This is a genomic window from Caballeronia sp. LZ065 (assembly GCF_031450975.1).
Lineage (GTDB): Bacteria > Pseudomonadota > Gammaproteobacteria > Burkholderiales > Burkholderiaceae > Caballeronia.
On record NZ_JARUXV010000001.1, the window covers coordinates 1,535,954 to 1,561,828 of the forward strand.

At 66.1% G+C, this 25,875-nt stretch carries 24 protein-coding genes; 9 read left to right on the plus strand and 15 right to left on the minus strand.

Translation table 11 applies throughout. The features are described from left to right. Nucleotides 1–139: 139 nt before the first annotated feature. The 3 genes from aceA to QCE63_RS07060 form a co-directional block, all read right to left on the minus strand. Nucleotides 140–1,447, minus strand: coding sequence for an isocitrate lyase (gene aceA / locus QCE63_RS07050; protein ID WP_309831849.1), 1,308 nt, complete (start codon nt 1,445–1,447; stop codon nt 140–142). Between the two features lie 396 nt (nt 1,448–1,843). Continuing rightward, nucleotides 1,844–3,529: a DEAD/DEAH box helicase gene (locus tag QCE63_RS07055; RefSeq protein WP_309831851.1), complete on the minus strand. Its 1,686-nt coding sequence runs from the start codon at nt 3,527–3,529 to the stop codon at nt 1,844–1,846. A 509-nt stretch (nt 3,530–4,038) separates the two neighbouring features. Continuing rightward, on the minus strand, nt 4,039–4,308 hold the full coding sequence (locus tag QCE63_RS07060) for an acyl-CoA-binding protein (protein WP_309831853.1): 270 nt from the start codon (nt 4,306–4,308) through the stop codon (nt 4,039–4,041). Nucleotides 4,309–4,474: 166 nt separating this feature from the next. Here QCE63_RS07060 and tsaB point away from each other — a divergent pair, with 166 nt between their 5' ends. Genes tsaB through QCE63_RS07080 form a run of 4 tightly spaced genes read left to right on the plus strand, consistent with a single transcriptional unit; the run spans nt 4,475 to nt 7,755 of the window. After that, nucleotides 4,475–5,284, plus strand: a complete 810-nt coding sequence (tsaB, locus tag QCE63_RS07065) for a tRNA (adenosine(37)-N6)-threonylcarbamoyltransferase complex dimerization subunit type 1 TsaB (protein ID WP_309831855.1) — start codon at nt 4,475–4,477, stop codon at nt 5,282–5,284. Further along, on the plus strand, nt 5,281–5,775 hold the full coding sequence (gene rimI / locus QCE63_RS07070) for a ribosomal protein S18-alanine N-acetyltransferase (protein ID WP_309831858.1): 495 nt from the start codon (nt 5,281–5,283) through the stop codon (nt 5,773–5,775). The genes tsaB and rimI overlap by 4 nt, the downstream gene beginning before the upstream one ends. Then, nucleotides 5,762–6,760: a uracil-DNA glycosylase gene (locus QCE63_RS07075; protein WP_309831860.1), complete on the plus strand. Its 999-nt coding sequence runs from the start codon at nt 5,762–5,764 to the stop codon at nt 6,758–6,760. Before rimI ends, QCE63_RS07075 begins: the two co-directional genes overlap by 14 nt. After that, on the plus strand, nt 6,760–7,755 hold the full coding sequence (locus tag QCE63_RS07080) for a DUF1853 family protein (RefSeq protein WP_309831862.1): 996 nt from the start codon (nt 6,760–6,762) through the stop codon (nt 7,753–7,755). The genes QCE63_RS07075 and QCE63_RS07080 overlap by 1 nt, the downstream gene beginning before the upstream one ends. A gap of 24 nt (nt 7,756–7,779) precedes the next feature. Here QCE63_RS07080 and thiD read toward each other — a convergent pair whose 3' ends face one another. From thiD to lplT, 4 genes are read right to left on the minus strand one after another with little or no spacing between them, the layout of a single operon-like run. After that, the gene (gene thiD, locus QCE63_RS07085; protein ID WP_309833716.1) at nt 7,780–8,592 is read right to left on the minus strand and encodes a bifunctional hydroxymethylpyrimidine kinase/phosphomethylpyrimidine kinase; all 813 of its coding nucleotides are present in this window, start codon (nt 8,590–8,592) and stop codon (nt 7,780–7,782) included. A 16-nt stretch (nt 8,593–8,608) separates the two neighbouring features. Next, nucleotides 8,609–9,256 (minus strand): thiamine phosphate synthase, encoded by a 648-nt coding sequence (gene thiE / locus QCE63_RS07090; protein WP_309831864.1) that lies wholly within the window; start codon nt 9,254–9,256, stop codon nt 8,609–8,611. Nucleotides 9,257–9,258: 2 nt separating this feature from the next. Then, nucleotides 9,259–10,074 carry a hydroxyethylthiazole kinase gene (gene thiM / locus QCE63_RS07095; protein WP_309831865.1) on the minus strand — a complete coding sequence of 272 codons (816 nt, stop codon included), beginning with the start codon at nt 10,072–10,074 and terminating at the stop codon, nt 9,259–9,261. A gap of 36 nt (nt 10,075–10,110) precedes the next feature. Then, nucleotides 10,111–11,418 (minus strand): lysophospholipid transporter LplT, encoded by a 1,308-nt coding sequence (gene lplT / locus QCE63_RS07100; protein WP_309831867.1) that lies wholly within the window; start codon nt 11,416–11,418, stop codon nt 10,111–10,113. A gap of 279 nt (nt 11,419–11,697) precedes the next feature. Here lplT and alr point away from each other — a divergent pair, with 279 nt between their 5' ends. The 3 genes from alr to QCE63_RS07115 all read left to right on the plus strand — a co-directional run bounded on the left by alr (nt 11,698) and on the right by QCE63_RS07115 (nt 14,665). Beyond that, on the plus strand, nt 11,698–12,768 hold the full coding sequence (gene alr / locus QCE63_RS07105) for an alanine racemase (RefSeq protein ID WP_309831868.1): 1,071 nt from the start codon (nt 11,698–11,700) through the stop codon (nt 12,766–12,768). A 47-nt stretch (nt 12,769–12,815) separates the two neighbouring features. After that, a complete protein-coding gene (radA, locus tag QCE63_RS07110; RefSeq protein WP_309831870.1) occupies nt 12,816–14,201 on the plus strand; it encodes a DNA repair protein RadA in 1,386 nt (461 codons plus the stop codon). 200 nt (nt 14,202–14,401) lie between these two features. After that, nucleotides 14,402–14,665 (plus strand): DUF2866 domain-containing protein, encoded by a 264-nt coding sequence (locus tag QCE63_RS07115; RefSeq protein ID WP_309831873.1) that lies wholly within the window; start codon nt 14,402–14,404, stop codon nt 14,663–14,665. Here QCE63_RS07115 and QCE63_RS07120 read toward each other — a convergent pair. Then, nucleotides 14,662–15,699 (minus strand): CaiB/BaiF CoA-transferase family protein, encoded by a 1,038-nt coding sequence (locus QCE63_RS07120; RefSeq protein ID WP_309831875.1) that lies wholly within the window; start codon nt 15,697–15,699, stop codon nt 14,662–14,664. The genes QCE63_RS07115 and QCE63_RS07120 overlap by 4 nt on opposite strands. A gap of 16 nt (nt 15,700–15,715) precedes the next feature. Beyond that, on the minus strand, nt 15,716–17,653 hold the full coding sequence (locus tag QCE63_RS07125) for an ATP-binding cassette domain-containing protein (RefSeq protein WP_309831878.1): 1,938 nt from the start codon (nt 17,651–17,653) through the stop codon (nt 15,716–15,718). 181 nt (nt 17,654–17,834) lie between these two features. On the opposite strand from QCE63_RS07125, the gene QCE63_RS07130 reads away from it, so the two are divergent. Next, nucleotides 17,835–18,326 carry a glutathione peroxidase gene (locus QCE63_RS07130; RefSeq protein ID WP_309833718.1) on the plus strand — a complete coding sequence of 164 codons (492 nt, stop codon included), beginning with the start codon at nt 17,835–17,837 and terminating at the stop codon, nt 18,324–18,326. Between the two features lie 4 nt (nt 18,327–18,330). Here QCE63_RS07130 and cls read toward each other — a convergent pair whose 3' ends face one another. The 6 genes from cls to dapC all read right to left on the minus strand — a co-directional run bounded on the left by cls (nt 18,331) and on the right by dapC (nt 24,606). Continuing rightward, entirely contained in the window at nt 18,331–19,821 is a 1,491-nt protein-coding gene (cls, locus tag QCE63_RS07135) for a cardiolipin synthase (RefSeq protein WP_309831881.1), read from the minus strand. A gap of 134 nt (nt 19,822–19,955) precedes the next feature. Then, nucleotides 19,956–20,840 (minus strand): 50S ribosomal protein L3 N(5)-glutamine methyltransferase, encoded by an 885-nt coding sequence (gene prmB, locus QCE63_RS07140; protein WP_309831882.1) that lies wholly within the window; start codon nt 20,838–20,840, stop codon nt 19,956–19,958. A 43-nt stretch (nt 20,841–20,883) separates the two neighbouring features. Next, nucleotides 20,884–22,020, minus strand: coding sequence for a succinyl-diaminopimelate desuccinylase (dapE, locus tag QCE63_RS07145; RefSeq protein ID WP_309831885.1), 1,137 nt, complete (start codon nt 22,018–22,020; stop codon nt 20,884–20,886). A 97-nt stretch (nt 22,021–22,117) separates the two neighbouring features. Beyond that, a complete protein-coding gene (locus tag QCE63_RS07150) occupies nt 22,118–22,489 on the minus strand; it encodes an ArsC family reductase (protein WP_309831888.1) in 372 nt (123 codons plus the stop codon). Nucleotides 22,490–22,491: 2 nt separating this feature from the next. Next, nucleotides 22,492–23,319, minus strand: coding sequence for a 2,3,4,5-tetrahydropyridine-2,6-dicarboxylate N-succinyltransferase (gene dapD, locus QCE63_RS07155; RefSeq protein WP_309831890.1), 828 nt, complete (start codon nt 23,317–23,319; stop codon nt 22,492–22,494). 66 nt (nt 23,320–23,385) lie between these two features. Further along, complete coding sequence (dapC, locus tag QCE63_RS07160) at nt 23,386–24,606, minus strand: succinyldiaminopimelate transaminase (RefSeq protein ID WP_309831892.1); 1,221 nt, start codon at nt 24,604–24,606, stop codon at nt 23,386–23,388. A 189-nt stretch (nt 24,607–24,795) separates the two neighbouring features. On the opposite strand from dapC, the gene QCE63_RS07165 reads away from it, so the two are divergent. Further along, nucleotides 24,796–25,815 (plus strand): DMT family transporter, encoded by a 1,020-nt coding sequence (locus tag QCE63_RS07165; protein WP_309831895.1) that lies wholly within the window; start codon nt 24,796–24,798, stop codon nt 25,813–25,815. Nucleotides 25,816–25,875: the final 60 nt, after the last annotated feature.

Genomic DNA, 25,875 nt, shown 5'->3' on the forward strand with positions numbered 1-25,875 from the left:
AATATGCCGGGGTTCGTGTACGGTTGTGACCCTGCCTTGGCGCCGGGGCCGCCGCCCGTTTGTGGCGGGCCGGGGGCCGCCGCTTTCTTCACTACGCTCCCTGATTCAGCCTGTTACTGCGTGAACATCGAGGCGAGGGTCAAGCCACCTTCTTGTCGAAGAACTGCTCGTCCTCCGTCGAGCCGTGCAGCGCGGTGGTCGAAGCGTCGCGCTCGACCGTCTGCGTGACCGCGTCGAAATAGCCGGTGCCCACTTCGCGCTGATGCTTGACCGCGGTGAAGCCCCGGTCGGCGGCGGCGAACTCGGCCTGCTGCAATTCGACGAACGCGCTCATCTGCGAACGGGCGTAGCCGTGCGCGAGGTTGAACATCGAGTAGTTCAGCGCGTGGAAACCCGCGAGCGTGATGAACTGGAACTTGTAGCCCATCGCGCCGAGCTCGCGCTGGAACTTGGCGATGGTCGCGTCGTCGAGATTCTTCTTCCAGTTGAACGACGGCGAGCAGTTGTACGAGAGCATCTTGCCGGGGAATTGCTTGTGGATCGCCTCGGCGAATTTCTTCGCGTATTCGAGGTCCGGCTTGCCCGTCTCGCACCACACGAGATCCGCGTAGGGCGCGTAGGCGAGACCGCGCGACACCGCCTGCTCCAGGCCCGGCTTCGTGCGGAAGAAGCCTTCCACGGTGCGCTCGCCGGTGAGGAACGGCTTGTCGTTGTCGTCGACGTCGGAGGTGACGAGATCGGCGGCTTCGGCATCCGTGCGCGCGATCAGCAGCGTCGGCGTGCCGCAGACGTCGGCGGCGAGTCGCGCGGCCGTCAGCTTCGCGACGTTCTCGCGGGTCGGCACGAGCACCTTGCCGCCCATGTGGCCGCACTTCTTGACCGAAGCCAGTTGATCCTCGAAGTGCACGCCCGCCGCGCCGGCTTCGATCATCGCCTTCATCAGTTCGAACGCGTTGAGCACGCCGCCAAAGCCAGCTTCGGCATCGGCCACGATCGGCGCGAAGTAGTCGAGATAACCTTCGTCGCCCGGATTCTTGCCTTCCGACCACTGGATCTGGTCGGCGCGCGTCAGCGTGTTGTTGATGCGCTTGACGACGAGCGGCACCGAATTGGCCGGATACAGCGACTGGTCCGGATACATTTCGCCGGCGACGTTGGCGTCGCCCGCCACCTGCCAGCCCGACAGATAGATGGCCTTCAGGCCGGCCTTGACCTGCTGCATCGCCTGATTGCCGGTCAGCGCGCCGAGCGCGTTGACGAACGGCTCTTCGTTGATCGACGCCCACAGCTTCTCCGCGCCGCGACGCGCGAGCGTGTGCTCCACCGGCACCGAGCCGCGCAGGCGCACGACGTCGTCTGCCGAATAGCCGCGCTTGATGCCCTTCCAGCGCGGGTCGGTTTCCCATTGCTGATGGAGTTGCTGAGCGAGTTGTTGACGTGAGGTCATGGCGTTTCTCCTTGAGATTGGAATGAGCGGCGATTCCTGAAGCGGTGATCTTTCTCGGACTTGAGCACTGTGCGCCGGGTAGGGCGGTTTGCGTTTGCTCAACTCTTATATAAGAGTCTAGGCAAACAACGCCGCGCGAAACACCCCCTGACACGAGAAATCACGAATATTTTTAATCTGCGAAATCAATGTGATATCTGCGTAATTCCACGATTCGAAATGGCTTTTTCTATGTTGCAACGCGCGAATTTGTGCCGCGCAGCACATCTTTTGCGACGCAAAAGGCCATTGCGCATCGTGAAATATGGCGACAAGGGGAAAAAAAACCGATGCGCAGGGCATCGGTTTTCTTGTGAAGCCAGAAGCGGCACGCTGCCGCTTCCTGGTAGACGAGGCTTAGGTGCCGCGTCGCGGTGCACGCGGGCCGTCGGTGCGACGTGCGCTGTAGCCGTCGCGCGAGCCATAGCCGCCTTCGCCGCGATTGCCGCCACGATAGCCGCCGTCGCTGTTGCCGCCACGGTAGCCACCACCGTCGCTGTTGCCGCCGCGATATCCACCGCCTTCGCTGTTGCCACCGCGATAGCCGCCTTCACGCGCGCCGGTGCTCGGCTTGTTACCGTAGCCGCTGGCGTTGCTCGGGCCATAGCCACGGCCGCTGCTGCTGCCGCCGCCACTGCCGAAGCGCCGGCCATTGCCGCCGCCGTTGCCGCCCGGACGGCCGCGACCGCCGCCGCCGAAACCGCCCTTCGGCGAGCTCTTGCGCGGCTCGAACCCGACCACGACATTCACCGGCAGCGGTGCACGCACAAAACGTTCGATGCGCTTGAGCGCGCCCATTTCGGCGTGATGCACGAGGCTGACCGCCGTGCCGCTGCGGCCCGCGCGGCCAGTGCGGCCGATGCGGTGCACGTAGTCTTCGGCGAACTTCGGCAGGTCGTAGTTGAAGACGTGCGTGATGCCCGGAATGTCGATGCCACGGGCCGCGACGTCGGTGGCCACCAGCACGCGCACGCGGCGCTCGCGCAGTGCGCGGATGGTGCGGTTGCGCGCGCCTTGCGGCAGGTCGCCATGCAGCGCGGCGGATTCGAAGCCGGCGTCGGCGAGACGGTTGGCGATCAGGTCGGCGTCGCTCTTGGTCGCCGTGAAGACGATTGCCTGGTCCAGCGCGTCGTCGCGCAGCAGGTGATCGAGCAGACGGTCCTTGTGATCGCGGTCATCCACATAGTGCACGGTTTGCGCGATGTTGCTCTTCGCTTCGAGCTTCTGCACGATCTCGATGCGCTCCGGGTCCTTCAGCAGGCGGCCGGTCAGCGAGCTGATCTTGCCGTCGATGGTGGCCGAGAACAGCAGCGTCTGACGCGAGGCGGGCGTGGCGGCGACGATCGTCTCGATGTCGTCGATGAAGCCCATGTCGAGCATGCGGTCGGCTTCATCGAGCACGAGTATGTTCAGTTCGGACAGGTCGATGCGGCCGCGCTCGAGGTGATCGATCAGGCGGCCCGGCGTGGCGACGAGAATCTCGGGGTTCTTCGCGAGCAGCATCAGTTGCTGACCATACGCGACACCGCCGAGGATGCTGACGGTGCGCAGGCGGCGCAGATGCTTGCCGTACGTGGAGGCGGCGGTCGAGACTTGCATCGCGAGTTCGCGGGTGGGCGTCAGCACGAGCAGCTTCGGACGCGCGATCGGCTGCGGACGACGGCCGCGCGGGGCGTTCGGGTCACGCGGTTCGCGCGGTTGCTGGGCTTCCAGCTTTTGCATCTGCGAGAACTTCTCGATGGCGGGCAGCATGAACGCCGCCGTCTTGCCCGAACCGGTCGGGCTGGAGACGAGCAGGTCGCGGCCGGCGAGCGCGGCGGGAATCGCGCGCTGCTGCACGGGCGTCGGGTTGACGTAACCCGCCGCGGTCAATGCGGAGATGATGTCGGCCGAAAGACCGAGCGATTCGAAAGTGGGGCCGGTGGGCGCTTCGACAGCCGGAGCGGCTGCTGCGACGGGCGCGGCCGGCGCGTCGGTCGTGGGGGTGAGGCCAATGTCTGCTGCGAGGTTGTCCAACGGGCTAGCGGTGAAGCTCGAAGTCATGTCGATCCTTGAAACGAGGAATAAGGCGTCGGCGCCAATCGGCATACCCAAGTCGTTGGATTCAGCGAGCGAAAAAACAGCGAGCAAATCGAAAAACGAAGGCCACTCGCGCGAACGGGCGGCGAGTATCTTGGTTAGAAGCTGTATCGGATACGGCAGGCCCGTTCGGCCGGAACCGAGCGATGGGCGCTGACGTCAGCCTGATGCATGACGGGCCGGGGACACTGACTGCGTGCAAAGCAACGCAAAACGGCCTAGCAGGGAGGGGACAGTTTCTAAACTGGATTGGGGCGAAACGCTACGATGTGCCTTGCTGCGAGACAGCTAACTGAAAAGCTTGATATCCAGCCGCAGGACACAGAGCCGCAAGTATATAGGAATTTGCTGCACCGCGCCAGATTTTGACGCCATTCTGGCGCATGTGTGCGCCAGGGCCGGGCGTGAGAGGGCACGGTGCGGTTCGTTTCAGGGAATCTGCGCGCCTGAATGACGCATCAACGCGCGAAGGCTCAGGCCGCTTCGCCGCGTTTCAACGATTCGACCAGTTCGACGTAGCGCGCCTTGGCTTCGTCTGCCGGCGTGCCTTTCAACGCTTCCCATGCTTCGAACTTGAACTTGCCGGCGATATCGGTGAAGCCGGGCTTTTCGCCCTGGATGTCGCCAAGGCTGCCTTGCTTGAAGAGCGCATACAGGCGCAGCAGCGTGAGGTTGCCGGGCCGCTCGGGCAACTCGGTGACGTCGGTTTGGGCCTGCGCGAATTGCTGCTCGATCTCGGTCATGCGTGCTCCGTTCGGGTTGAAAAGGCTGCCGTCGATCTTAACAAGCGACGCGCGCTCTGCTGTCGAGGCATTCTTCGAACCGAGCACGCCCTCCAGACGCGCGCGACGCCTGCTGTGAGTGTCGATGCCGCGAAACCGGCGCAGGTGTCGCATTACAATACCGGCTATGACACGCACTGCCATCACTACAGCCCGCACGGCCCTGCTGGCTATCGACACGTCGACTGAGTTCTGCTCAGTCGCGCTGTTACTCGCCGATTCCGCTTCTCCTTCCCCTGACACAGCCATCCCGTCCGCCGCGCCGCAGTACGCGAGCGGCGCGGTGCGTGTCTGGTTCCGCCACGAGGCGACCGGCGCGGTGTCCAGCGCCCGCCTGTTGCCTGCGGTGCGCGAGCTGTTCGACGAAACGGGTCTCGCGCTCGCCGATTGCGGCGCCATCGCGTTCGGCGCGGGTCCGGGGTCGTTCACCGGGCTGCGCACGGCAACGGGCGTCGCGCAAGGACTGGCGTTCGGACTCGGCGTGCCGGTGGTGCCGGTGAGCACGCTGCTCGCCTGCGCCGAAGCGGCGCGCCTGCACGATCCCGCCGCGCCGCAGCGCGTGCTCGCCGCGCTCGATGCGCGCATGGACGAGGTCTACTGGGCCGATCACGCCTACGACGCCGCGTCGGACGAGTGGCGCAAGCTGCATCCGGCCGCGCTCGATGCGCCCGGCGCGCTCGCACTGCCCGACGTGCCGTTCACGCTGGCCGGCAACGCCGCGTCGGCGTTCGGCGAGCGGCTGCCTGCGCTGGCCGCCGCCGCGTGCGTGGATCGCAAGGCGCTGCCGCATGCGTTGCCGGTCGCGCTGCTCGGATTGCGGGCGTGGCGCGCGGGCCGCACCGTCGCGCCCGAACACGCGGCGCCGGAATACGTGCGCGACAAGGTCGCGCAAACCACGGCCGAACGCATGCGGGCCCGCGAGGAGGCGCTGCGGTGAGCGGCGTGCTGCTGGCGGACCGGTATCTCACGCCGATGACCGAAGCCGACCTCGACGAAGTCGCTGCAGTCGAGAAACTCGCCTATGAGTTTCCCTGGAGCCGCGGCAATTTCCAGGATTCCCTGCGCAACGGTTATTACGGCGTGTGCCTGCGGCATGTGACGGGCACGCTGATCGGCTATTGCGTGCTGATGCCGGTGGTCGACGAAATGCATCTGCTGAATCTGTGCGTCGCGCCGGCGGCGCAGCGCGCGGGAGCCGGGCTCACGCTGTTGCGCGAGGCGGTGCGCATCACGCGTTCCGAAAAGCTCGAAGGCGTGTTGCTCGAAGTGCGGCCGTCCAATCCGCGCGCCATCCAGCTTTACGAGCGCTTCGGTTTCACGTCCATCGGGCGTCGCAAGAACTATTACCCCGCGCGGCATCGCTCGCGCGAGGACGCAATCGTCATGCGTCTGTCGTTTACGGAGGAGAGTGCGCATGGCGCTCGATGAATCGCTGATCGAAGAGCTGGGAATCGGGCCGGTGTGGGTCCGGCGCGCGGCGGGCACGGCGTCTGCCATGCAGGCGGACGCGCTCGCAGCTGTGCCCGGCGCCGACGTTGAAGTGGTGGCGGCGGCCTTGGCGCCGGCCCGGGAGCACGCCACGGAGCGGGTGGAAGCGCGTGCATCTCTGCCCCGACACGCCGCGGCGCAGCCTGAAGCCGCGCGGTCCGAAGGCGCGAAGTCCGAACCCGCCCAGTCCACCCCGGACCTTCCGCCGCTCGACGCCTACGACGATCTCCCCTGGGCCGACGAAGCGCCCGCTGCCCCCGAACCCGCGCTGGCCGACGCCCCCGGCGACCTCGACATCGCCACGCTCGACTGGGACACGCTCGCCGACCGCGTCTCGAACTGCCAGCGCTGCCGCTTGTGCGAGCGGCGCACGAATACGGTCTTCGGCGTCGGCGATCGCGAGGCGGACTGGATGCTGATCGGCGAGGCGCCGGGCGAGAACGAGGACAAGCAGGGCGAGCCGTTCGTCGGCCAGGCGGGCAAGCTGCTCGACAACATGCTGCGCGCGCTCACGCTGTCGCGCGTGTCGAATGTCTATATCGCCAACGTCATCAAGTGCCGTCCGCCCGGCAACCGCAATCCCGAGCCCGATGAAGTCGCGCGTTGCGAGCCGTATCTGCAACGGCAGGTCGCACTGGTGAAGCCGAAAGTGATCGTCGCGATGGGACGCTTCGCCGCGCAAAGTCTTCTCAAGAGCGACGCCAGCATCGCGTCGCTGCGGGGCCGCGTGCAGGCGTATCAGGGCGTACCGGTGATCGTCACGTATCACCCGGCCTATCTGCTGCGCAGTCTGCAGGACAAGTCGAAGGCCTGGGCCGATCTCTGTCTCGCGCGCGCGACCCATCGCGACGCGCTCACGGCGCTGGGCGTCCAGCCGGGCGCCGGAGAAGACGCGCGGCAAGGATCGGGGAAGGGCGGCCGCTGATGGCGGTCACGGCGAGCGAAGTGACACCCCTCGTCGAACGTTTCGACGACGTCACCGTGCGCGACCTCGCCTGGCTGCTGTTCGCGCCGGATCTGCTGAGCGGCGCGGACGCGGAACTGGCGCAGCCGGTCCCGTCCACCGCCGAATACGACGCGACGCTCGCCTGGCTCAGGCAACTCGACGCCGCGCCGCAGAGCCTGCATGAACACGCACGCGATCCGCGCTTCACCCGTCTCGGCATCTATGCGGAAAGTCTGTTGCGCTATTTTCTCGTCCATGGGCCGACCGCGCGGCTCGTCGCGGCGAACGTGCCGGTGCGGCGCCAGCGCCAGACCATCGGCGAATGCGACTTTCTGCTCGAAGCCGCGAACGGCGCGAAGCTGCACTGGGAACTGGCGGTGAAGTTCTATCTGCATATCGGCGGCGGCTCAACCGACACCACATCTGCCGCGCGGTTGTCTGCGCGTTTGTCTGATTATGTCGGCCCGAACCTGCAGGATCGCTTTGATCTCAAATACGCGCGTCTGCTCACGCATCAGCTAAGGCTGACCGCGCGCGCCGAATTCGCGACGCTCGGCTTCGATGGCCCCTGGCGGGCGCAATCGTTCATCAAGGGCCGGCTCTTCTATCACGGCCTGCATGACGAAGCGGTCATGCCCGCACCGGAGATCGGCGCGAACCATGTGCGCGGCTGGTGGCTGACGGCGTCGGAGTGGCGCGCGGCGCGTGTCGCGTCTGCGAATGACGAACGCGCCTGGGTCGTGCAGCCACGCATGGCGTGGCTCGCGTCGCGCCGGATCGATGCGGCGGCGGCCGCCGCGCTCGTGGCCGAATCGGACGAAATCGCAACGCGCCTCGCCCACGCCGCGACGCCGACGATGATCGCCACTTACGCGCGCAACGAAGCTGACGAGTGGATGGAGGAATCGCGCGGCTTCATCGTGCCGGACGGATGGCCGGACGCGGCGCGTGAGTTCGCCCGGCAGGCGGTCTGATTCACGCGCCCATTCACGCGCGACTCACCACCAACGGAAGAAATGATGCACCGGCCCGACGCCGTGGCCCACGTCGAGTTGCCCGCTCGCCTCGATTGCGCCGGTCAGGTAACGCTTGGCCTCGGAGGTGGCGCTTGCAAGATCGCCGCTGTGCGCCAGCAGCGCGGCGATCGCCGACGACAGCGTACAGCCGGTGCCATGCGTGTTCCTGAGCGGCACGCGCACGCCACCGAGCCGCAGCGCGCCATGTTCCTCGATGAGCCAGTCCGGACTTTCCGTCGACACCAGGTGGCCGCCTTTCATCAGCACGGCCTGCGCGCCGAGCGCGCGCAGCGCTTCGCCTTGACGGACCATCGCGTCCTCGTCGGCGGCGGATTCGGCGCCGAGCAACGCGGCCGCCTCGGGCAGATTCGGCGTGACGAGCGTCGCGAGCGGCAGCAGTTCGTCGCGCAAGGCTGCAACGGCTTCCGGCGCCAGCAACGCATGATGGCTTTTCGAGATCATCACGGTATCGAGCACGACATGCTTCGGCCGGTAACGCCGCAATGCATCAGCGACCGCGCGCACGATGCCCGCGTTCGCCAGCATGCCGATCTTGACCGCGTCGATGCGGATGTCGTCGAACACCGCGTCCAGCTGCGCGCCGATGAACGACGGCTCCGGCGCATGGACCGCCGTGACGCCCCGCGTGTTCTGCGCGGTCAGCGCCGTGATGACGCTCGCACCGTAGGCGCCAAGCGCGGAAAAGGCCTTGAGATCGGCCTGGATGCCCGCGCCGCCGCCCGAGTCGGAACCGGCGATCGTGAGCACATTGGGAATGGTTTGCTTGGCGGACATGACGGACATGGCGGATTCAGGTTGGAGCGCGGGCGATCGTGGCGCGCAGGTCCGCCGCGGCTCGACGCGGATCCGCGGCCCGGCAGATTGCCGACACCACGGCCAGACCGGCAGGCCGGGCGCGCAGCACGTCGGCGGCGTTGTGCGCCTGGATGCCGCCGATTGCCACGGTCGGAAAGCGCGCGGCGGCGCGGATGGCCGCGAGGCCGTCGATGCCGCATGGCGTCGAAGCGTCGGTCTTGGTGGGCGTCGCGTAGACCGGCCCCGCGCCCAGATAATCGATGACGCCGGCGAGCGCGTCGGCTGCGGCGGTTTCCTCGAGATTCGACACTGACAACCCGAGCAACGCATCAGGCCCGAGCATGTGCCGAACGACGGCGGCCGGGAGATCGCGCTGGCCCACATGCACGCCATCGGCGCCGACGGCCAGCGCGACATCGACGTGATCGTTGATGACGAAGGGTACGCCGTGCGCGCGCGTCAGCGGCAGGATCGCGCACGCGAGGTCGAACCACGCGCGCTTGTGCCATTCGGGCGCGCGCAGTTGCACGAGCGTCGCACCGCCCTCGAGCGCCGCGCGCGCGACAAGCACGGCTGCGTCGTGGCCGCCGCATTGCACCGGATCGAGCACGAGATAGAGCGACAGGTCGAAGGCCGTGCGCATGATCAACTCGCGACGACGTCGCGCTGCACGAGCGTCTGGCCGAACGCGGCCGGATCGAGCGATGCGAGCCGGTCCAGGTAGGCCACCGCGAAGCTGCCAGGAAGGGCGGCGTCGCGCGCGGCGAGTTCGCCGGCGATGGTCGAATACGCGACGGCGGCTACCGTCGCGGCCCAGAACTCGCTGGGATCGGACGCCGTGCCGACGAACGCCGCGACCGTCGCCGAAAGCGCGCAGCCGACGCCCGTCACGCGCGTCATCAAGGGCGAGCCGTTCGAGAGCGCGATCACGCGGCGGCCATCGGTCACGTAGTCGGTCTGACCCGTCACGGCAACCACGGCCTGCGTTTTGAGCGCGAGGATCTGGGCGGCATCAAGGGCGGCGTCGGTGGCGGCGGTGCTGTCGACGCCGCGTCCGCTTGCCGCGCCGCCCGACAGGCTGATGATCTCGGAAGCGTTGCCGCGGATTACAGCAGGTCTGGCATCGAGCAGGTCGAGCGCGAAATCAGTGCGGAACGCGAGCGGCCCGACCGCGACGGGATCGAGGATCCACGGCGTGCGCGCGTCGTTGGCGGCATGCACGGCGGCGCGGATCGCGCGCGTCTGGGGCACGTCGAGCGTGCCGAGATTGACCGACAGTGCCTGTGCGATGGGCGCGAATTCCGCGACTTCCTCGCGCGCGACGACCATCGCCGGAGCCGCGCCGAGCGCCAGCAGCACGTTGGCCGTGAAGTTGGTGACGACGAGATTCGTCAGGCAATGTACCAGCGGGGCGCGCTCGCGCACACGGGAAACGAAGGCGTAGAGGTCGGCGGCGAGCATGACTTGATTTCGATGAAGCGGCGCGTCAGTGACGCATCAGTGCCGCGCCTCGCCGATCAGCGCGACCGAATCGAACGCGCGCTGGTTGGCCTGATGCCGGCGCATCACAAAATACATCATGAGGCAGACGAACGAGCCGAACATGACGATGACGAACTGGATCGGCATGTCGAGCCAGACGAGCACCGCGTACAGGCACAGCATGACAAGCACGGAGAGGTTCTCGTTGAAGTTCTGCACGGCAATGGAGTGCCCCGCCGACAGCAGCACGTGGCCGCGATGCTGGAGCAGCGCGTTCATCGGCACGACAAAGAAGCCCGACAGACCGCCGACCACCATCAGGAACAGATAGGCGATCAGCAGATAGCCCGGGAAGTGCAGCTTGCCGAAGTAGATGCCCCAGTGCGCCGGAAACAGATGGCGGGTGTAGAACGCCATCAGCATGACGGCGATGCCCATCATGATGCCGACCGGCAGCACCGAGAGCGAACGCTTGAGCGGCACGCGGGCCGCCGCCAGCACGGCGCCGACCGCCACCCCGACCGCGATGACGGCCTGCAGGATGGCCGCCTGCGACAGCGTCATGCCGAGCGAGACTTCGGCCCATTTCAATACGATGAATTGCAGCGTCGCGCCCGCGCCCCAGAAGAGCGTCGTGACGGCCAGCGAAATCTGGCCGAGCTTGTCGCGCCAGAGAACGAGGAAGCAGTCGGCGAAATCGGTGATGAGCTTGAGCGGGCGCGTTTCCTGTTTCGGATAACGCGCGCCGGTGTCGGGGATGCGCAAATTGAACATCGCGGCGATGATGTACATCAGCATGATGACGAGCATCGCGGCTTCCGCAGGCGTGTGGATGCGCGGAATGTGCAGCGACAGCAGATGACTTGCGATATGCGGACTGATGAGCGCACCGCCCATCACGGTGCCGAGAATGATGGAGCCGACCGTCGTGCCTTCAATCCACCCGTTTGCCGCCACGAGGCGGTCGGGCGGCAAGAGTTCGGTGAGAATGCCGTACTTGGCGGGCGAGTAGGCGGCGGCGCCGAAGCCGACGATGCCGTACGCGAGCAGCGGATGCGCGCCGACCAGCATGGTGATGCAGCCGACCACCTTGATGGAGTTGGTCACGAACATCACGTGACCCTTGGGCCGGGAATCCGCGAAGGCGCCGACGAAGGCTGCGAGCACCACGTACGAGAGGACGAAGAACAGCTTGAGCAGCGGCGTCATCCAGTTCGGGGCGTGAAGATCTTTCAGCAGTGCGATGGCAGCGATCAGTAGAGCGTTGTCGGCCAGCGATGAGAAAAACTGCGCGGCCATGATGGTGTAAAAACCTTTTTTCATCTGATCCGAAGCTTTCCTCACTGCGGGTGATCCGCCCCGGGCACGTCGTGTGTGACCGGGCTTATGCCTTTCGAAATGGGTTGTGCGCACGGCTTTATAACACGAAAATAGATGCATTCTGACTAGCAGTAATCTCGATGACGTGCGAAATGGCACGCCCGTCCCGAAGATTCGTCATAACTTACTGATTCGCAAGGCGCCTGAGCGGCGCAGCGGGATGCATCCCGCTGGCGTATGCTCGCCGTTCCGGCCGCCTTCATCGCCTTCAACCAGACACTCATGCCGCGCCCCCTATCCGCAACCATCCACACCGCCGCACTCGCCAACAATCTCGCCATTGCCCGCAAGTTCGCGCCGAAATCCAAGATCTGGGCCGTGGTCAAGGCCAATGCGTATGGCCATGGTCTTGCCCGGGCGTTCCCGGGATTGCGCGCGACGGACGGCTTTGGGCTTCTCGACCTCGAAGAAGCCGCAAAGTTGCGTGAACTGGGCTGGGCGGGGCCGATTCTTTTGCTCGAAGGCTTCTTCCGCCCGACTGACATCGATGTCATCGACCGCTACAGCCTGACCACCGCCGTGCATTGCGACGAGCAATTGCGCATGCTCGAAATGGCGCGGCTCTCGAAACCCGTCAACGTCCAGCTGAAGATGAACAGCGGCATGAACCGCCTGGGCTACCGGCCGGAGAAGTATCGCTCGGCGTGGGAGCGGGCGCGGGCGTGCCAGGGCATCGGCCAGATCACGCTGATGACCCATTTCTCCGATGCCGACGGCCCGCGCGGCATCACGCATCAGCTCGAAGCCTTCGAGCGCGGCGCCGAGGGCATCGCCGGCGCGCGCAGCCTGTCCAATTCGGCGGCGCTGCTGTGGCACAAGGATGCGCATTTCGACTGGGTGCGGCCGGGCATCATGCTGTACGGCGCTTCGCCGTCGGGCGTGACCGCGGATATTTCCTCAATCGGACTCAAGCCCGCCATGACGCTGCAATCCGAGCTGATTGCCGTGCAGACGGTCGATGCGGGCAGCAGCATCGGCTATGGCTCGACCTTTACGGCGGGGCAGTCGATGCGCGTCGGCGTGGTCGCGTGCGGTTATGCCGACGGTTATCCGCGCGTGGCGCCGGAAGGCACGCCGGTGATCGTCGACGGCGTGCGGACGAAGCTCGTCGGCCGCGTCTCAATGGACATGCTCACTGTCGATCTCACGCCGTGCCCGAACGCGGGCGTCGGCGCGCGCGTCGAGCTGTGGGGCCCGCACCTTCCGGTCGACGACGTCGCGGCCGTGGCGGGCACGGTCGGCTATGAACTCATGTGCGCGATCGCGCAGCGCGTGCCGGTACGCGCGGAATGACGCGTTGCTGACAGGGCAACCCGAACGACTTCAGAACAAGGCACTAAGTGGCAAAAGCAGCAAAGGCGAAGACGCTTTTTACGTGTAGCGAATGCGGCGGACAGTCGCCGAAATGGACGGGCCAGTGCGCCGCGTGCGGGGCCTGGAACACGCTGGTGGAGACGGTGGAGCAGGCGCCCTCGGCGCATCGCTTCCAGGCGCTGGCGAAGAGTTCGGCGGTGCGCAAGCTGGCGGACATCGAGGCCGCCGACGTGCCGCGTTTCACCACCGGCGTCGGTGAATTCGACCGCGTGCTGGGCGGCGGCCTGGTGCCGGGCGGCGTCGTATTGATTGGCGGCGATCCGGGCATCGGCAAGTCCACGCTGTTGCTGCAATCGCTTGCCGAGATCGCGCGCGAGCGGCCGGCGCTGTATGTGAGCGGCGAGGAGTCCGGCGCGCAGATTGCGTTGCGGGCGCAGCGGCTGGGGCTGATCGGCGGCGCGAGCGGCGTGGGCGACCTGGCGCTGCTCGCAGAAATCCAGCTCGAAAAGATCCAGGCGACCATCGACGAGCAACGGCCCGAAGTCGCCGTGATCGACTCCATCCAGACCATCTACTCCGAAGCGCTGACCTCCGCGCCCGGCTCGGTCGCGCAGGTGCGCGAATGCGCGGCGCAACTGACGCGCATCGCGAAACAGACCGGCACGGCGATCATCATGGTCGGCCACGTGACCAAGGAAGGCAGTCTCGCGGGGCCGCGCGTGCTGGAACACATCGTCGATACCGTGCTGTACTTCGAGGGCGACACGCATTCGTCGTTCAGGCTCGTGCGCGCGTTCAAGAACCGCTTCGGCGCGGTCAACGAACTCGGCGTGTTCGCGATGACGGAGAAGGGTTTGCGCGGCGTCGCGAATCCTTCGGCGCTGTTTCTTTCGCAGCATGAGCAAAGCGTCTCGGGTTCGTGCGTGCTGGTGACGCAGGAAGGCTCCCGGCCCTTGCTGGTGGAAGTGCAGGCGCTGGTCGATACCGCTCACGTGCCCAATCCGCGCCGTCTTGCCGTGGGCCTGGAGCAGAACCGTCTGGCGCTGTTGCTCGCGGTGCTGCACCGGCACGCGGGCATTGCGTGCTTCGATCAGGACGTGTTCCTTAACGCGGTCGGTGGCGTGAAGATCACCGAGCCCGCGGCCGACCTGGCCGTGCTGCTCGCCATTCACTCGTCGCTGCGCAACAAGCCGCTGCCCAAGGGGCTCATCACCTTTGGCGAAGTCGGGCTGGCCGGAGAGATCCGGCCGTCGCCGCGCGGCCAAGACCGTCTGAAGGAAGCGGCCAAACTGGGTTTCTCGGTCGCGCTGATTCCGAAGGCGAATGCGCCCAAGCAGGCGATCGACGGACTCAAGGTCGTGGCCGTGGACCGCATCGAGGAAGCAATCGACCGGGTGCGCGATCTCGAATAGCGCCTCGCGTAGTCCACGCCCGGCATGCGGCATGGAAAACGCAATGATCGGGCCCCTCGTAACGCGTCGTAAAAATGTCGTTGCGCAATGTAACCCAACCGCCGCGCGCTTTTCTTATCCTTCCAGTGCTACGGACCCGGCCAACCTCGCTCGCGCCTCTCAAGAAGCGAGGTGACTGGAAGGATCGAGAGGACCACGCTTTGAAACACCTGAAATCTACCCGGCCGAAGCCCGCGTTCCATCTGCGCGGATGCCGCGTGTCCGCGCCGCTGCAACAGCCGTGGGGCAGCGGTTGCAGGATCGTGGAATGGATCGACGAGCACGGCCAGATTTCGCGCCGCGCCGTCGCCGCCGACGTCACCGAGGACGAAGTGGTCGCCACCATCCGCAAGCATGTGACCGGGCGCAAGCACGTGCTGGTGGATGACGAACACCAGCCGCGCCAGGTTCTGCCCCGCCGCTAATCTGGTGTCTGGCGCGCTTGCGCTGTAAAGAGAGGATGCACGGCCGCTTCGGCGGGGGTGAGCACCGGCGCGACGCAGCAATCCAGCGGCTCCAGCAACGCCATCCATTCGTCCCGCGTGCGTTCGCGAAAGCACGCGGCGAGTTCCACCGACAGTTGCACCGCGTCCGCGCCGCCAATCGCCTGCCCGAGACTCCAGTGACGGCCGGCCCAGTCCGGGCGGCCGAGCGCTTCGCACAGCGCCTGCCAGAATTTCAGTTCGAGCGCGCCCACGGCAAGGAAGCGTTCGTCACGCGTGCGATACACGTCGTAACAGGGCACGCCGCCGTTCAACAAGCCCGCGCCGACGCGCGTGGCAGCCGGGTTTTCATTGGCGAGCGCGATGTGGGCCATCACGTTGTGGGCGTGCATCGCGTGCGTCATCGATACGTCAATGCGTCTTCCCGCGCCGCCGCGCGCCACCTGCCACGCTGCCGCGAGCATCTCCGTCACTGCCGTCAACGCACCGCCGAGCAGGTCGGCCAGCTGGAAATTCGGTGCGATGGGCGTGCCGTCGCGGGCCGCAAGCTGATCGAGTACGCCCGCGTAGGCGATGTAGTTCAGGTCGTGACCCGCCTTATGCGCGAACGGTCCCTCGGCGCCGAAGCCCGTGATCGCGCAATAGACGAGCTTCGGATTGACCGCGCGCAGCAAGTCGTAGCCCACACCCAGCCGCGTCATGACCGCCGGCCGGAAGCTTTCCACCAGAATGTCCGCGTCACGCGCCAGTTCGATCAGCCGGGCGCGGGCCTCCGGCGTTTTCAGATCCAGCGTGAGCTGCCGTTTGCCGCGATTGACGATGCGATAGAACGCACTCGGCACGCCGCGCGCGTGGTCGGCGGGGCTTTGCAGCATCGTGCGCGCATAGTCGCCTTCACCCGGCGGCTCGATCTTGAGGACGTCGGCGCCAAGCTCGGCGAGCCGCAGCGTGGCGACGGGTCCGGGCAGAAGCCGCGTCAGGTCGAGGACGCGCAGGCCGGTCAGTGCAGGCGTCACGTGCCGGGTCTCCTCATCAGCCGATCTGCTCCAGTTCCTCGTGCGTTTCGAGCCATTCCATTTCGAGGGTCTCGAGGCGCGCGCCGACTTCGCCCTGACGGCGGAGCGTGTCGGTCAGCCGGGTCTTCAATGCCGCGTCATAGCTCGCGGGATCGGCGAGGAACGCATCGAGCTCGGCTTTCTCCGCGTTGAGCGTGTCCATTTCCTTTTCGATCTTCTTGATGCGCGTTTGCAGCGGCTTCTTCAGATGCGCGAGCTTTTGCCGCTCCTGTGCGTCCTGCCGACGCTGTTCGCGCCGGTTCACGCCGCTGTCCTGCGCCTCGCCCGACGCCGCCGCGCCCGCTTCCCGGGCCGCCGCGCGCGTTTCGACGGCGTGTTGCAGCAGCCAGTTGCGATAGTCGTCGAGGTCGCCGTCGAACGGATGCAGCCGATGTTTCGCGACCAGCATGAAGGTGTCCGTGGTCGCCCGCAGCAGATGGCGGTCGTGCGACACCAGGATCAGCGTGCCTTCGAACTGCGCGAGCGCCATGGTTAGCGCATGACGGGTTTCGAGGTCCAGGTGATTGGTCGGCTCGTCGAGCAGCAGCAGATTCGGCTTTTGCCAGATGATCAGCGCCAGCGCCAGCCGCGCCTTCTCGCCGCCAGAGAAGGGCGCGATTTTCGCCGTGGCCATGTCGCCCGAGAAGTTGAAGCTGCCAAGAAAGTCGCGCAGTTCCTGCTCCCGTGTGTCGGGGGCGAGGCGCGCGAGATGCTGGAGCGGCGAATCGTCGGGACGCAGGGTTTCCAGCTGATGCTGCGCGAAATAGCCGATTTGCAGCCCGCGCCCCTGGCGCACGTCGCCCGACAGCGGCGCGAGCGTGTGCGCCAGGGTCTTGATGAGGGTGGACTTGCCCTGGCCGTTGGCGCCGAGCAGGCCGATGCGCTGCTCGTTCTGAATGGACAGCGAAACGCCCTCGACAATCGGAATCTCAACGCCTGTCTCGCTGCGATAGCCGCAGCGCACGCCTTCCATGACCAGCATCGGATTGGGCGCCGCGTCGGGTTCGCGGAACTCGAACGTGAACGGCGAACTCGCGTGCGCGGGCGCGATCAGCTCCATCTTCTCCAGCGCCTTCACGCGGCTCTGCGCCTGCTTTGCCTTGGTCGCCTTCGCCTTGAAGCGGTTGATGAAGCTTTGCAGGTGCGCCACCGTCTTCTGCTGCTTCTCATAGGCGCTCTGTTGCAGCGCGATCTGCTGCGCGCGCAGCACTTCGAACTGGCTATAGTTGCCGCCATAGCGCTTCACCTGACGATTTTCCAGATGCAGCGTGACGTTGCAGACCGCATCGAGAAACTCGCGGTCGTGTGAAATCACCACCAGCGTGCCCGGATAGCGCGCGAGCCAGTCTTCCAGCCAGACGATGGCGTCCAGATCCAGGTGATTGGTCGGTTCGTCGAGCAGCAGGAGGTCGGACGGGCACATCAGCGCCTGGGCGAGGTTCAGCCGCATGCGCCAGCCGCCCGAAAAGCTCGACACCGGCTCGCGTGTCTGTTCCAGCGTGAAGCCCAGGCCCAGCAGCAAGGTTTCGGCGCGGGCGGGGGCGGTGTAGCCGTCGGCGTCCGCGAAGGCCGCGTGCGCTTCCGCTTCGGCCGCGCCGTCGTGCGCGGCGGAGGCGGCGGCAACGCGCGCTTCGATGTCGCGCAGGTGGGTATCGCCGTCGAGCGTGTATTCGAGCGCGCTGCGGTGCACGGCGGGCGTTTCCTGCGCGACATGGGCGATGCGCCACGACGGCGGCATGGCAAAGTCGCCGCCGTCCGCGTGCAGTTCGCCGCGCAGCACGGAGAAGAGCGTGGACTTGCCGGCGCCATTGGCGCCGACGAGACCGGCTTTCTCGCCCGGATTGAGCGTGAAGCTGGTGTCTTCGAAAAGCGGCTTGGTGCCGCGCGACAGGCTGAACTGGTTGAAGCGGATCACGTGCGTAGGGCGGCGAAGGGGGCGCGGCTTGAAGAGAAAGCGCTATTTTAGACTGGACCGATCGCGCCACAGGGGTCGTCCGTCCGGCCGATGGCAGGCATTTGCGCGGCGGGTTAGCATCGCGGGACTTTCATCGAATGCGCATAGCGCGCCTTTCAGGAGCAGGACCATGAGCGAATCCATGAGCACACCCGGCACGGACATCTACGGTTTCTCGGCCGAAACTCTCGGCGGCGGCACCGTCACCCTCGACCAGTACCGGGGCAAGGTGCTGTTGATCGTCAACACGGCGAGCGAATGCGGCTTCACGCCGCAATACAAGGGCTTGCAGGAGGTCTATCAGAAGCTCGCCGCGCGCGGCTTCGAGGTGCTGGGCTTTCCCTGCAACCAGTTCGGCAAGCAGGAGCCCGGCGACGCCGCGCAGATCGGCGCGTTCTGCGAGCAGAACTACGGCGTCACTTTCCCGATGTTCGCGAAGATCGACGTGAACGGGGCGAACGCGCATCCGCTCTTCAAGTATCTGAAGGACAAGGAGCCTGGACTGCTCGGCATCGAGGCCATCAAATGGAATTTCACGAAGTTCCTCGTGGACCGCAACGGCGCCGTGGTCAAGCGCTATGCGCCGCAGACCAAGCCCGAGGCGATCGTCGAAGACATCGAAAAGCTGCTCTGAGGGTTCAGAGGATCGGCGAGAACAGCCGCGCCACGTGCATCGCCATGCGCCGCCAGAACACGGCGCCGCGATAGTCGTTCGTGTCGATCTCGACGGAATGCGCGAAATCGGCATCCAGCATCGCTTCCACTTCGGCTGCGAAAGCGCGGTCCACGGTGAGCACCGTGATTTCGAAGTTCAGGCGGAACGAGCGGTTATCGAGATTCGCGCTGCCCACGGACGCGGCCGTGTCGTCCACGAGCACCACCTTCTGATGCAGGAAGCCCGGCTGATAACGGAAGATGCGCACGCCCGCCTGCACGAGGTCGAAGGCGAAAAGTTTCGAGGCCGCGAACACCACGTGATGATCTCGTCGGCTCGGAATCAGGATGCGCACGTCCACGCCGCGCAACACCGCGAGACGGAGCGCCGAGAACACGGCTTCGTCGGGAATCAGGTAGGGCGAGGTGATCCAGATGCGCTCGCGCGCCGCATTGATCGCTTCGACGAAGAACAGTGAGCAGGTTTCCTGCTTGTCGGCAGGGCCGCTCGACAGCACCATGCAATGCATGTTCTCGTCCGAATGCGGTGCGGGGCCGAGTTCGGGCAGTCGCTGCGTGGCCCAGTACCAGTCCTCGGTGAAGACGAACTGAATGCTGGCGATGGCCGGTCCACGCACTTCCACGTGGGTATCGCGCCACGGCGAGAGGCGCGGATTGCCGCCGAGATACTCCACGCCCACGTTGTGACCGCCGATAAACGCGCGCTTGCCGTCCACCACCACGATCTTCCGGTGATTGCGGAAGTTGATCTGGAAGCGGTGCACGAACTTGCGCTTGGCCGCGAACGGATGGGCTTCCACGCCGCCCGCGCGCAGCGCGTTCACGTAGCGGTGCGGCAGGTCGAAGCTGCCGACGCTGTCGTACAGAAAGTACACGCGCACGCCTGCCTGCGCCCGGCGGATGAGCGCGTCTTTCAGCAACGCGCCGAGAGCGTCGTCGCGGACAATGAAGAACTGCACGACCACGTAGTGCTGGGCGGTGGCAATGGCGTCGAGGATCGCGGCGAAGGTGGCGTCGCCGTTCACCAGCACGCGCACCGAATTGCCGCGCAGGAACGGCATGCCGGACAGGCGTTGCAGCGTGCGGATAGTGGGGTTGCCGAGATAGGCGGCCGGTCCCGGCGCCAGTTCGCCGCGCGCACCTGAAGAATCGACGGCGGGCAGGGTGTCGGGCGCGTCGCTGCGCGCGCCGGAGTCCCATTCGGCGGGCTTCGAGCGGCTGCGCAGGATATCGAGTTCGAGGCGGCGCTCGTCGATATAGCCGGCGAACTTGCTGCGGCCGAGGAACAAGTAAGGAACGAGCGTGAAGTAAGGTATCGCGACCAGCGACACGGCCCAGGCCACCGCGCCTTGAGAGGTGCGCGTGTGGATCACGGCGTGAATCGCGGCGATCACGCCCAGCACGTGCGCGGCGATCACCAGCGTGCCTAGGTGGAGCCAGTCCGATGCTTGCATAGACGCGAGACGGGAAAGGGAAAAGGGTAGGCTGACGGCGATTCGCCATCTTACCCAAGCCTCCCGCGCGAAGTGTCAGCAATCGTTGCAGCGGAGCGCCGCGTAGTGTCGCCGCGGCGCTCGGCCATGCAGTCTCAGACCGGCAAGTCCGCCGCCTGGATCAGGAACACGTTGTCGTCGCCGGCGCTGGTCGAGAGCCAGACGAGATCGAGGCCGCCGAGCGCCGCTTCAACATTCGCCCGCTCGTTGCCGATCTCGACCACCAGCACGCCGTCCTCGGTCAGCCACTTGCCCGCGTCGCGCACGATGCGCCGTACCACGTCCATGCCGTCCGCGCCGCCCGCCAGCGCCAGTTCCGGCTCGTGCTGGTATTCCCGCGGCAGCGCCTGCATCGACTCGGCGTTGACGTAGGGCGGGTTCGAGAGGATCACCTCGTAGCGCGTGGTGGGCAGAGGCGCGTACAGATCGCCTTCGTACAGGCTGACACGCGCGTCGAGTGCATAGTCATCGACGTTGCGGCGTGCCACTGCAAGCGCGTCGGCGGAAATGTCGACGGCATCGACATCAGCATGGTCGAACGCGTGCGCCGCGAGAATCGCGAGGCAGCCCGAGCCGGTGCAGAGTTCGAGCACGCGCGTCACCTGATCGGGATCTGCGACATACGGCTGCAAGCCGTCCTGCAGCAATTCGCCGATGAACGAACGCGGGACGATCACGCGCTCGTCCACATAGAAGCGGTTGCCATGCATCCAAGCTTCCTGCGTGATATAGGCGGCGGGCACGCGCTCGGTTGCACGGCGCTCGATCACCTTCATGACGGAGTCGATTTCATCGTCGAGCAGGCGCGCGTCGAGGAAAGGGTCGAGCGTGTCGAGCGGCAGATGCAGCGTATGCAGGATCAGATAGGCGGCTTCGTCGTAGGCATTGGTCGTGCCATGGCCGAACGAGAGTCCGGCTTGCGTGAAACGCGAGACGCCGAAGCGCAGCAGGTCGCGCACGGTGGTGAAGGGTAGCGCCATGGAGGGCTCCTGTTTGTTGTCGGACTGGATTGAGCGGACCGTTTCAGGCGATGAGCCGTTCCAGCACGCGGCGGTACACGTTTTTCAACGGCTCGATGAAGCGCACTTCCACATGTTCGTCGATCTTGTGGATGGTGCCGTTCGGCGGCCCGAATTCCACGACCTGATCGCAGATCTGCGCGATGAAGCGCCCATCCGACGTCCCGCCGGTCGTGGACAGCTCGGTACGCACGCCGGTTTCGTCGAGGATGGCCTGCTCCAGCGCCTCGGACAGCGCGCCGCGCGGCGTGAGAAACGGCCGGCCGCTGACGGTCCACGTCAGGTCGTAGTCGAGGCCGTGCCTGTCGAGGATCGCATGCACGCGGGCCTGCAATCCTTCCACCGTGCTCGCCGTCGAGAAGCGGAAGTTGAACATCAGGTCCGCGTGGCCGGGAATGATGTTGGTGGCGCCGGTGCCGGAGTGCAGGTTGGACACCTGCCAGGTGGTCGGCGGGAAGTATTCGTTGCCGTCGTCCCATTTTTCCGCGACGAGTTCCGTCAGCGCCGGGGCCAGCAGATGCACCGGGTTCTTCGCCAGATGCGGATACGCAATATGGCCCTGCACGCCCTTGACGATGAGCTTGCCGCTCATCGAGCCGCGCCGCCCGTTCTTGACCATGTCGCCGAGCGTCGCGCTGGAAGTCGGCTCGCCGACGATGCAGTAGTCGAGCCGCGTGCCGCGCGCCTTCAACGCCTCGACGACCTTGATGGTGCCGTCGGTGGCAGGGCCTTCCTCGTCGCTGGTGATGAGGAACGCGAGCGTGCCGCGATGCTGCGGATGCTGCGCGACGAACTCCTCGCTCGACACGACGAACGCCGCCAGCGACGCCTTCATGTCGGCCGCGCCGCGGCCGTAGAGCTTGCCGTCGCGGTGGGTCGGCGTGAAGGGCGGCGAGGTCCACTGTTCGAGCGGGCCGGTGGGCACGACATCGGTGTGGCCCGCGAAGGCGAGCAGCTTGCCGGACGCGTCCGTGCCGCGCTTCACGGCCCACAGGTTGGTGACGCCGCCCGATTCGATCGTTTCGCAGTCGAAGCCGAGCGCGGCGAGCCGCTCGATCATCAGCGCCTGACAGGCCTGGTCGTCGGGCGTGACGGAGGCGCGCTCGATCAGCGCTTCGGTGAGGGAAAGGGTGCCGGACATGGTGAATTCACGTAGGTGCGATGAAAAATGCCGGCGCGCGGGCCGGCACTCGAAGCAAGCGGGCGATGACCGTCGGGTGCACAGTCATCGCGGGGACTCAGGCGAAAAGCGTGTCGTACTGCTCGGCGGAAAAACCGAGCGTCTTCACACGCCCGTTCACGACGACGACCGGCCGCTTGATGATCGACGGCTTGTGGATCATCAGCGCAATGGCGCCGGCGGTGGTGCCGGCCTCGGCCTTGTGGACCTCCGACAAACCGCGCCAGGTCGTGCCGCGCTTGTTGATGAGCTGTTCCAGCGGCACGTCCTTGAGCCAGTCCTGGATCAGCTTGTCACTGACGCCGGCCTTCTTGAAGTCGTGGAACTCGAACGGCACGCCATGCTCTTCCAGCCACACGCGGGCTTTCTTCACGGTGTCGCAGTTCGGAATGCCGTAGACGACGGTGGTTGGAGTCGAGCCGCGGGCCACGTTCAGTCGCCTCGCAGCAGTTCGTTCAGGCCAACCTTCGCGCGCGTCTTGGCATCGACCTTCTTGACGATCACGGCGCAGTACAGGCTGTGCGAGCCGTCCTTCGACGGCAGGTTGCCCGCCACCACCACCGAGCCCGCCGGGATGCGGCCGTAGCTGACTTCGCCGGTTTCGCGGTCGTAGATCTTGGTGGACTGGCCGAGGTACACGCCCATCGAGATGACCGAATTTTCTTCGACGATCACGCCTTCCACCACTTCCGAGCGCGCGCCGATGAAGCAGTTGTCCTCGATGATGACCGGGTTCGCCTGCAGCGGCTCCAGCACGCCGCCGATGCCCACGCCGCCCGACAGATGCACGTTCTTGCCGATCTGCGCGCACGAGCCGACGGTGGCCCAGGTATCGACCATCGTGCCTTCGTCGACGTAAGCGCCGATGTTGGTGTACGACGGCATCAGCACGACGTTCTTCGCGATGAACGAGCCGCGGCGCGCGATGGCCGGCGGCACCACGCGGAAGCCGCCTGCCGCGAAGTCTTCCGCGGTGTAGTTCGCGAACTTCGAGGGCACCTTGTCGTAGAACTGGGAGTAGCCGCCGGCGGGCATCGGCGCATTGTCTTCGAGGCGGAACGACAGCAGCACGGCCTTCTTGAGCCACTGGTTGACGATCCACTCGCCGTCGCGCTTTTCAGCGACGCGCATATGACCCTTGTCCAGCTGTTCGATGGCGTGCGCGACGGCTTCGCGGACTTCGGCGGGCGCGGCCTTGGGCGAGATCCCGGCGCGGTTGTCCCAGGCGGTATCGATGATGCTCTGAAGTTGTTGCGACATAGTAGGGTTCGAGGATGGGTAGTTGGGCCGGCTGAGTCTCGGTCCTTGAATCTCAGTCCGTGAGACTCAGGACGCGAGCGAGCGGCAGAATTCGACGATGCGGCGTGCGCCTTCGACACATTCCTCGGTCTCGGCCACCAGCGCGATGCGCACGAAGCCGATGCCGGGATTCGTGCCATGCGCCGCGCGAGCGAGGAAGGAGCCCGGCAGAACGGTCACATTATAGTCGGCGTACAGGCGCGCCGCGAACTCGGTATCCGTCAGGCCAGTGCGTTCGACGTTCGCCCAGAGGTAGAACGCGGCGTCCGGCAGGCGCACGTCGAGCACCTCGGCGAGCATCGGCGTGACGGTGGCGAACTTCTCCACATACTTCGCGCGGTTCTCGCGCACGTGCGTTTCATCTTGCCAGGCGACGATGCTCGCGCGCTGGAACATCGTCGACAGGGCAGCGCCGTGATACGTGCGATACAGCAGGAAATCCTTCAGGATGGCCGCGTCGCCGGCGACGAAGCCCGAGCGCATGCCCGGCACGTTCGAGCGCTTCGACAGGCTCGACAGCATGACCAGACGCTCAAAGCCGCGGCCGAGCAGGCGCGCCGCTTCCAGGCCGCCGAGCGGCGGTCTTGCTTCGTCGAAATAGATCTCGGAGTAGCACTCGTCCGAGGCGATCACGAAGCCATGCTTGTCCGACAGCGCGAACAGTTCGCGCCAGTTGTCGAGCGTGAGCACGGCGCCGGTCGGGTTGCCCGGCGAGCACACGTAGAGCAGTTGCGTGCGGGCCCAGACAGCTTCGGGAACGGCCGAATAATCGCAGGCGAAGTTGCGCGCCGGATCGCTGTTGACGAAGTAGGGCTCGGCGCCCGCGAGCAGCGCGGCGCCCTCGTAGATTTGATAGAACGGGTTCGGACAGAGTACGATGGGCGGCGCTTCGGCCATGCCTGCACTGCGGCTGTCGATCACGGTCTGCGCGAGCGAGAACAGCGCTTCGCGGGAACCCGATACGGGCAGCACTTCAGTCGCCGCGTTCACTTTCTCGAGGCCGTAGCGCTGCATGACCCATGCCGCGATGGCTTGGCGCAGCGGCTCGCTGCCGAGCGTCGCGGGGTAGGATGCGAGACCGTCGAGGGCGGCGATCACTGCTTCGCGGATGAGCGGCGGCGTCGGATGCTTGGGCTCGCCGATGCCGAATCCGATCGGCGTGAATCCGGCGCGCGGCTCGATGCCTTCGAAGAGCGCCCGAAGCTTTTCGAACGGATAGGACTGAAGTGTCTTGAGAAGTGGATTCACGGCGTGATCGATAAGCAAGGGTCGACGCGCGCGCGGCATCCGAAGGGCATCGAACACGCGCGCAAGGCAAGCGGAAGATTATAGCGCGGGGCCGTATGCGTGAACCGGCCGGCAGCCCGTCGCCTCAAGAGGTTGAACGATCAAACCGGAGACAGTAGTGAAGAAGCACACCTTGAGCGGCGCGCCGCAATGACCGCCAGTCTGCGCAACGCGTGGCCCACGTTCGCGATCATGCTCGGCGCGTCCGTCTGGGGACTCGTCTGGTACCCGATGCGCATGCTCGCCGCGATGGGACTCACGGGCACCGCCGCGAGCGCGACCACCAGCGCCGCCGCCTGTCTCTTCGTGCTGCTGGTCCGGCGGCGTTCCATCAGCACGCTGTCCTGGCACTGGCTGCTGGTGGCGCTCGGGCTGGCGTCGGGCGTGACCAACCTGGGCTTCGTGTGGGGCGCCATCCACGGCCAGGTGATGCGCGTGCTGCTGCTGTTCTATCTGACGCCCGCGTGGACCGCGGTCTTCGCGCATTTCATCCTCAGGGAACGCCTGACGCGCGCCGATGCGTGCCTGTCGTTGCTCTCGCTCGCGGGCGCGGTGACGATGCTCTGGTCGCCCGACCTGGGACTCCCGCTGCCCGCCAACCTGGCCGAATGGGCAGGGCTGATCGGCGGGATGGGTTTCGCGATGAGCAACGTGCTGATCGTCAAGGTCTCGCGCACGCTGCCCGCGATCAAAGCCGAGATGCGCACTGCTGTGATCTTCGGCGGCGCGGCCTTGCTCGCGTCCCTCGCCACGCTGTTCGAACCGATGCCCACGCCGCCTGGCGCGGCGCTTTGGCCGGCGGTCGCCTGCATCGTGATCGGGCTTGGCATCGTGCTCGCGGGCAACAACATGATCGTGCAGCTCGGGCTCGCGCGCGTGCCGCCCAATCGCGCGTCGATCATCATGCTGTTCGAGCTCGTCGTGACGGCGCTGTCGTCCTGGCTCTTCGCGGGCGAGGTGCCCGGTCCGCGCGAATGGGCGGGCGGTGCGTGCATTGTCGCGGCGTGCGTGCTGTCGGCGTGGGTGCACCGGCCGCGCGTGCCGCCCCGCGTGCCGCCCCGCGCGCCGCGAGCGCCGCCATCACCGCGTTCGCCGCTCGCGCACGAGGCGTCCGGCGTGACCGGACAGGCGCGGGAAAGCAAAAAGAAATCGGTTCGCGCGATGGTATGATGGTGACCGCTTCGCCGGGCCCGGGCGCATCTGAATGCAGCGCATCGGCCCATGACGATC

Coding starts and splice junctions, on each gene's coding strand:
- aceA (WP_309831849.1), bottom strand. CDS start 1,447: ATGACCTCACGTCAACAACTCGCTCAGCAACTCCATCAGCAATGGGAA.
- QCE63_RS07055 (WP_309831851.1), bottom strand. CDS start 3,529: ATGACTTCGAGCTTCACCGCTAGCCCGTTGGACAACCTCGCAGCAGAC.
- QCE63_RS07060 (WP_309831853.1), bottom strand. CDS start 4,308: ATGACCGAGATCGAGCAGCAATTCGCGCAGGCCCAAACCGACGTCACC.
- tsaB (WP_309831855.1), top strand. CDS start 4,475: ATGACACGCACTGCCATCACTACAGCCCGCACGGCCCTGCTGGCTATC.
- QCE63_RS07075 (WP_309831860.1), top strand. CDS start 5,762: ATGGCGCTCGATGAATCGCTGATCGAAGAGCTGGGAATCGGGCCGGTG.
- QCE63_RS07080 (WP_309831862.1), top strand. CDS start 6,760: ATGGCGGTCACGGCGAGCGAAGTGACACCCCTCGTCGAACGTTTCGAC.
- thiD (WP_309833716.1), bottom strand. CDS start 8,592: ATGTCCGCCAAGCAAACCATTCCCAATGTGCTCACGATCGCCGGTTCC.
- thiE (WP_309831864.1), bottom strand. CDS start 9,256: ATGCGCACGGCCTTCGACCTGTCGCTCTATCTCGTGCTCGATCCGGTG.
- thiM (WP_309831865.1), bottom strand. CDS start 10,074: ATGCTCGCCGCCGACCTCTACGCCTTCGTTTCCCGTGTGCGCGAGCGC.
- lplT (WP_309831867.1), bottom strand. CDS start 11,418: ATGAAAAAAGGTTTTTACACCATCATGGCCGCGCAGTTTTTCTCATCG.
- alr (WP_309831868.1), top strand. CDS start 11,698: ATGCCGCGCCCCCTATCCGCAACCATCCACACCGCCGCACTCGCCAAC.
- QCE63_RS07130 (WP_309833718.1), top strand. CDS start 17,835: ATGAGCACACCCGGCACGGACATCTACGGTTTCTCGGCCGAAACTCTC.
- cls (WP_309831881.1), bottom strand. CDS start 19,821: ATGCAAGCATCGGACTGGCTCCACCTAGGCACGCTGGTGATCGCCGCG.
- prmB (WP_309831882.1), bottom strand. CDS start 20,840: ATGGCGCTACCCTTCACCACCGTGCGCGACCTGCTGCGCTTCGGCGTC.
- dapE (WP_309831885.1), bottom strand. CDS start 22,020: ATGTCCGGCACCCTTTCCCTCACCGAAGCGCTGATCGAGCGCGCCTCC.
- dapD (WP_309831890.1), bottom strand. CDS start 23,319: ATGTCGCAACAACTTCAGAGCATCATCGATACCGCCTGGGACAACCGC.
- QCE63_RS07165 (WP_309831895.1), top strand. CDS start 24,796: ATGACCGCCAGTCTGCGCAACGCGTGGCCCACGTTCGCGATCATGCTC.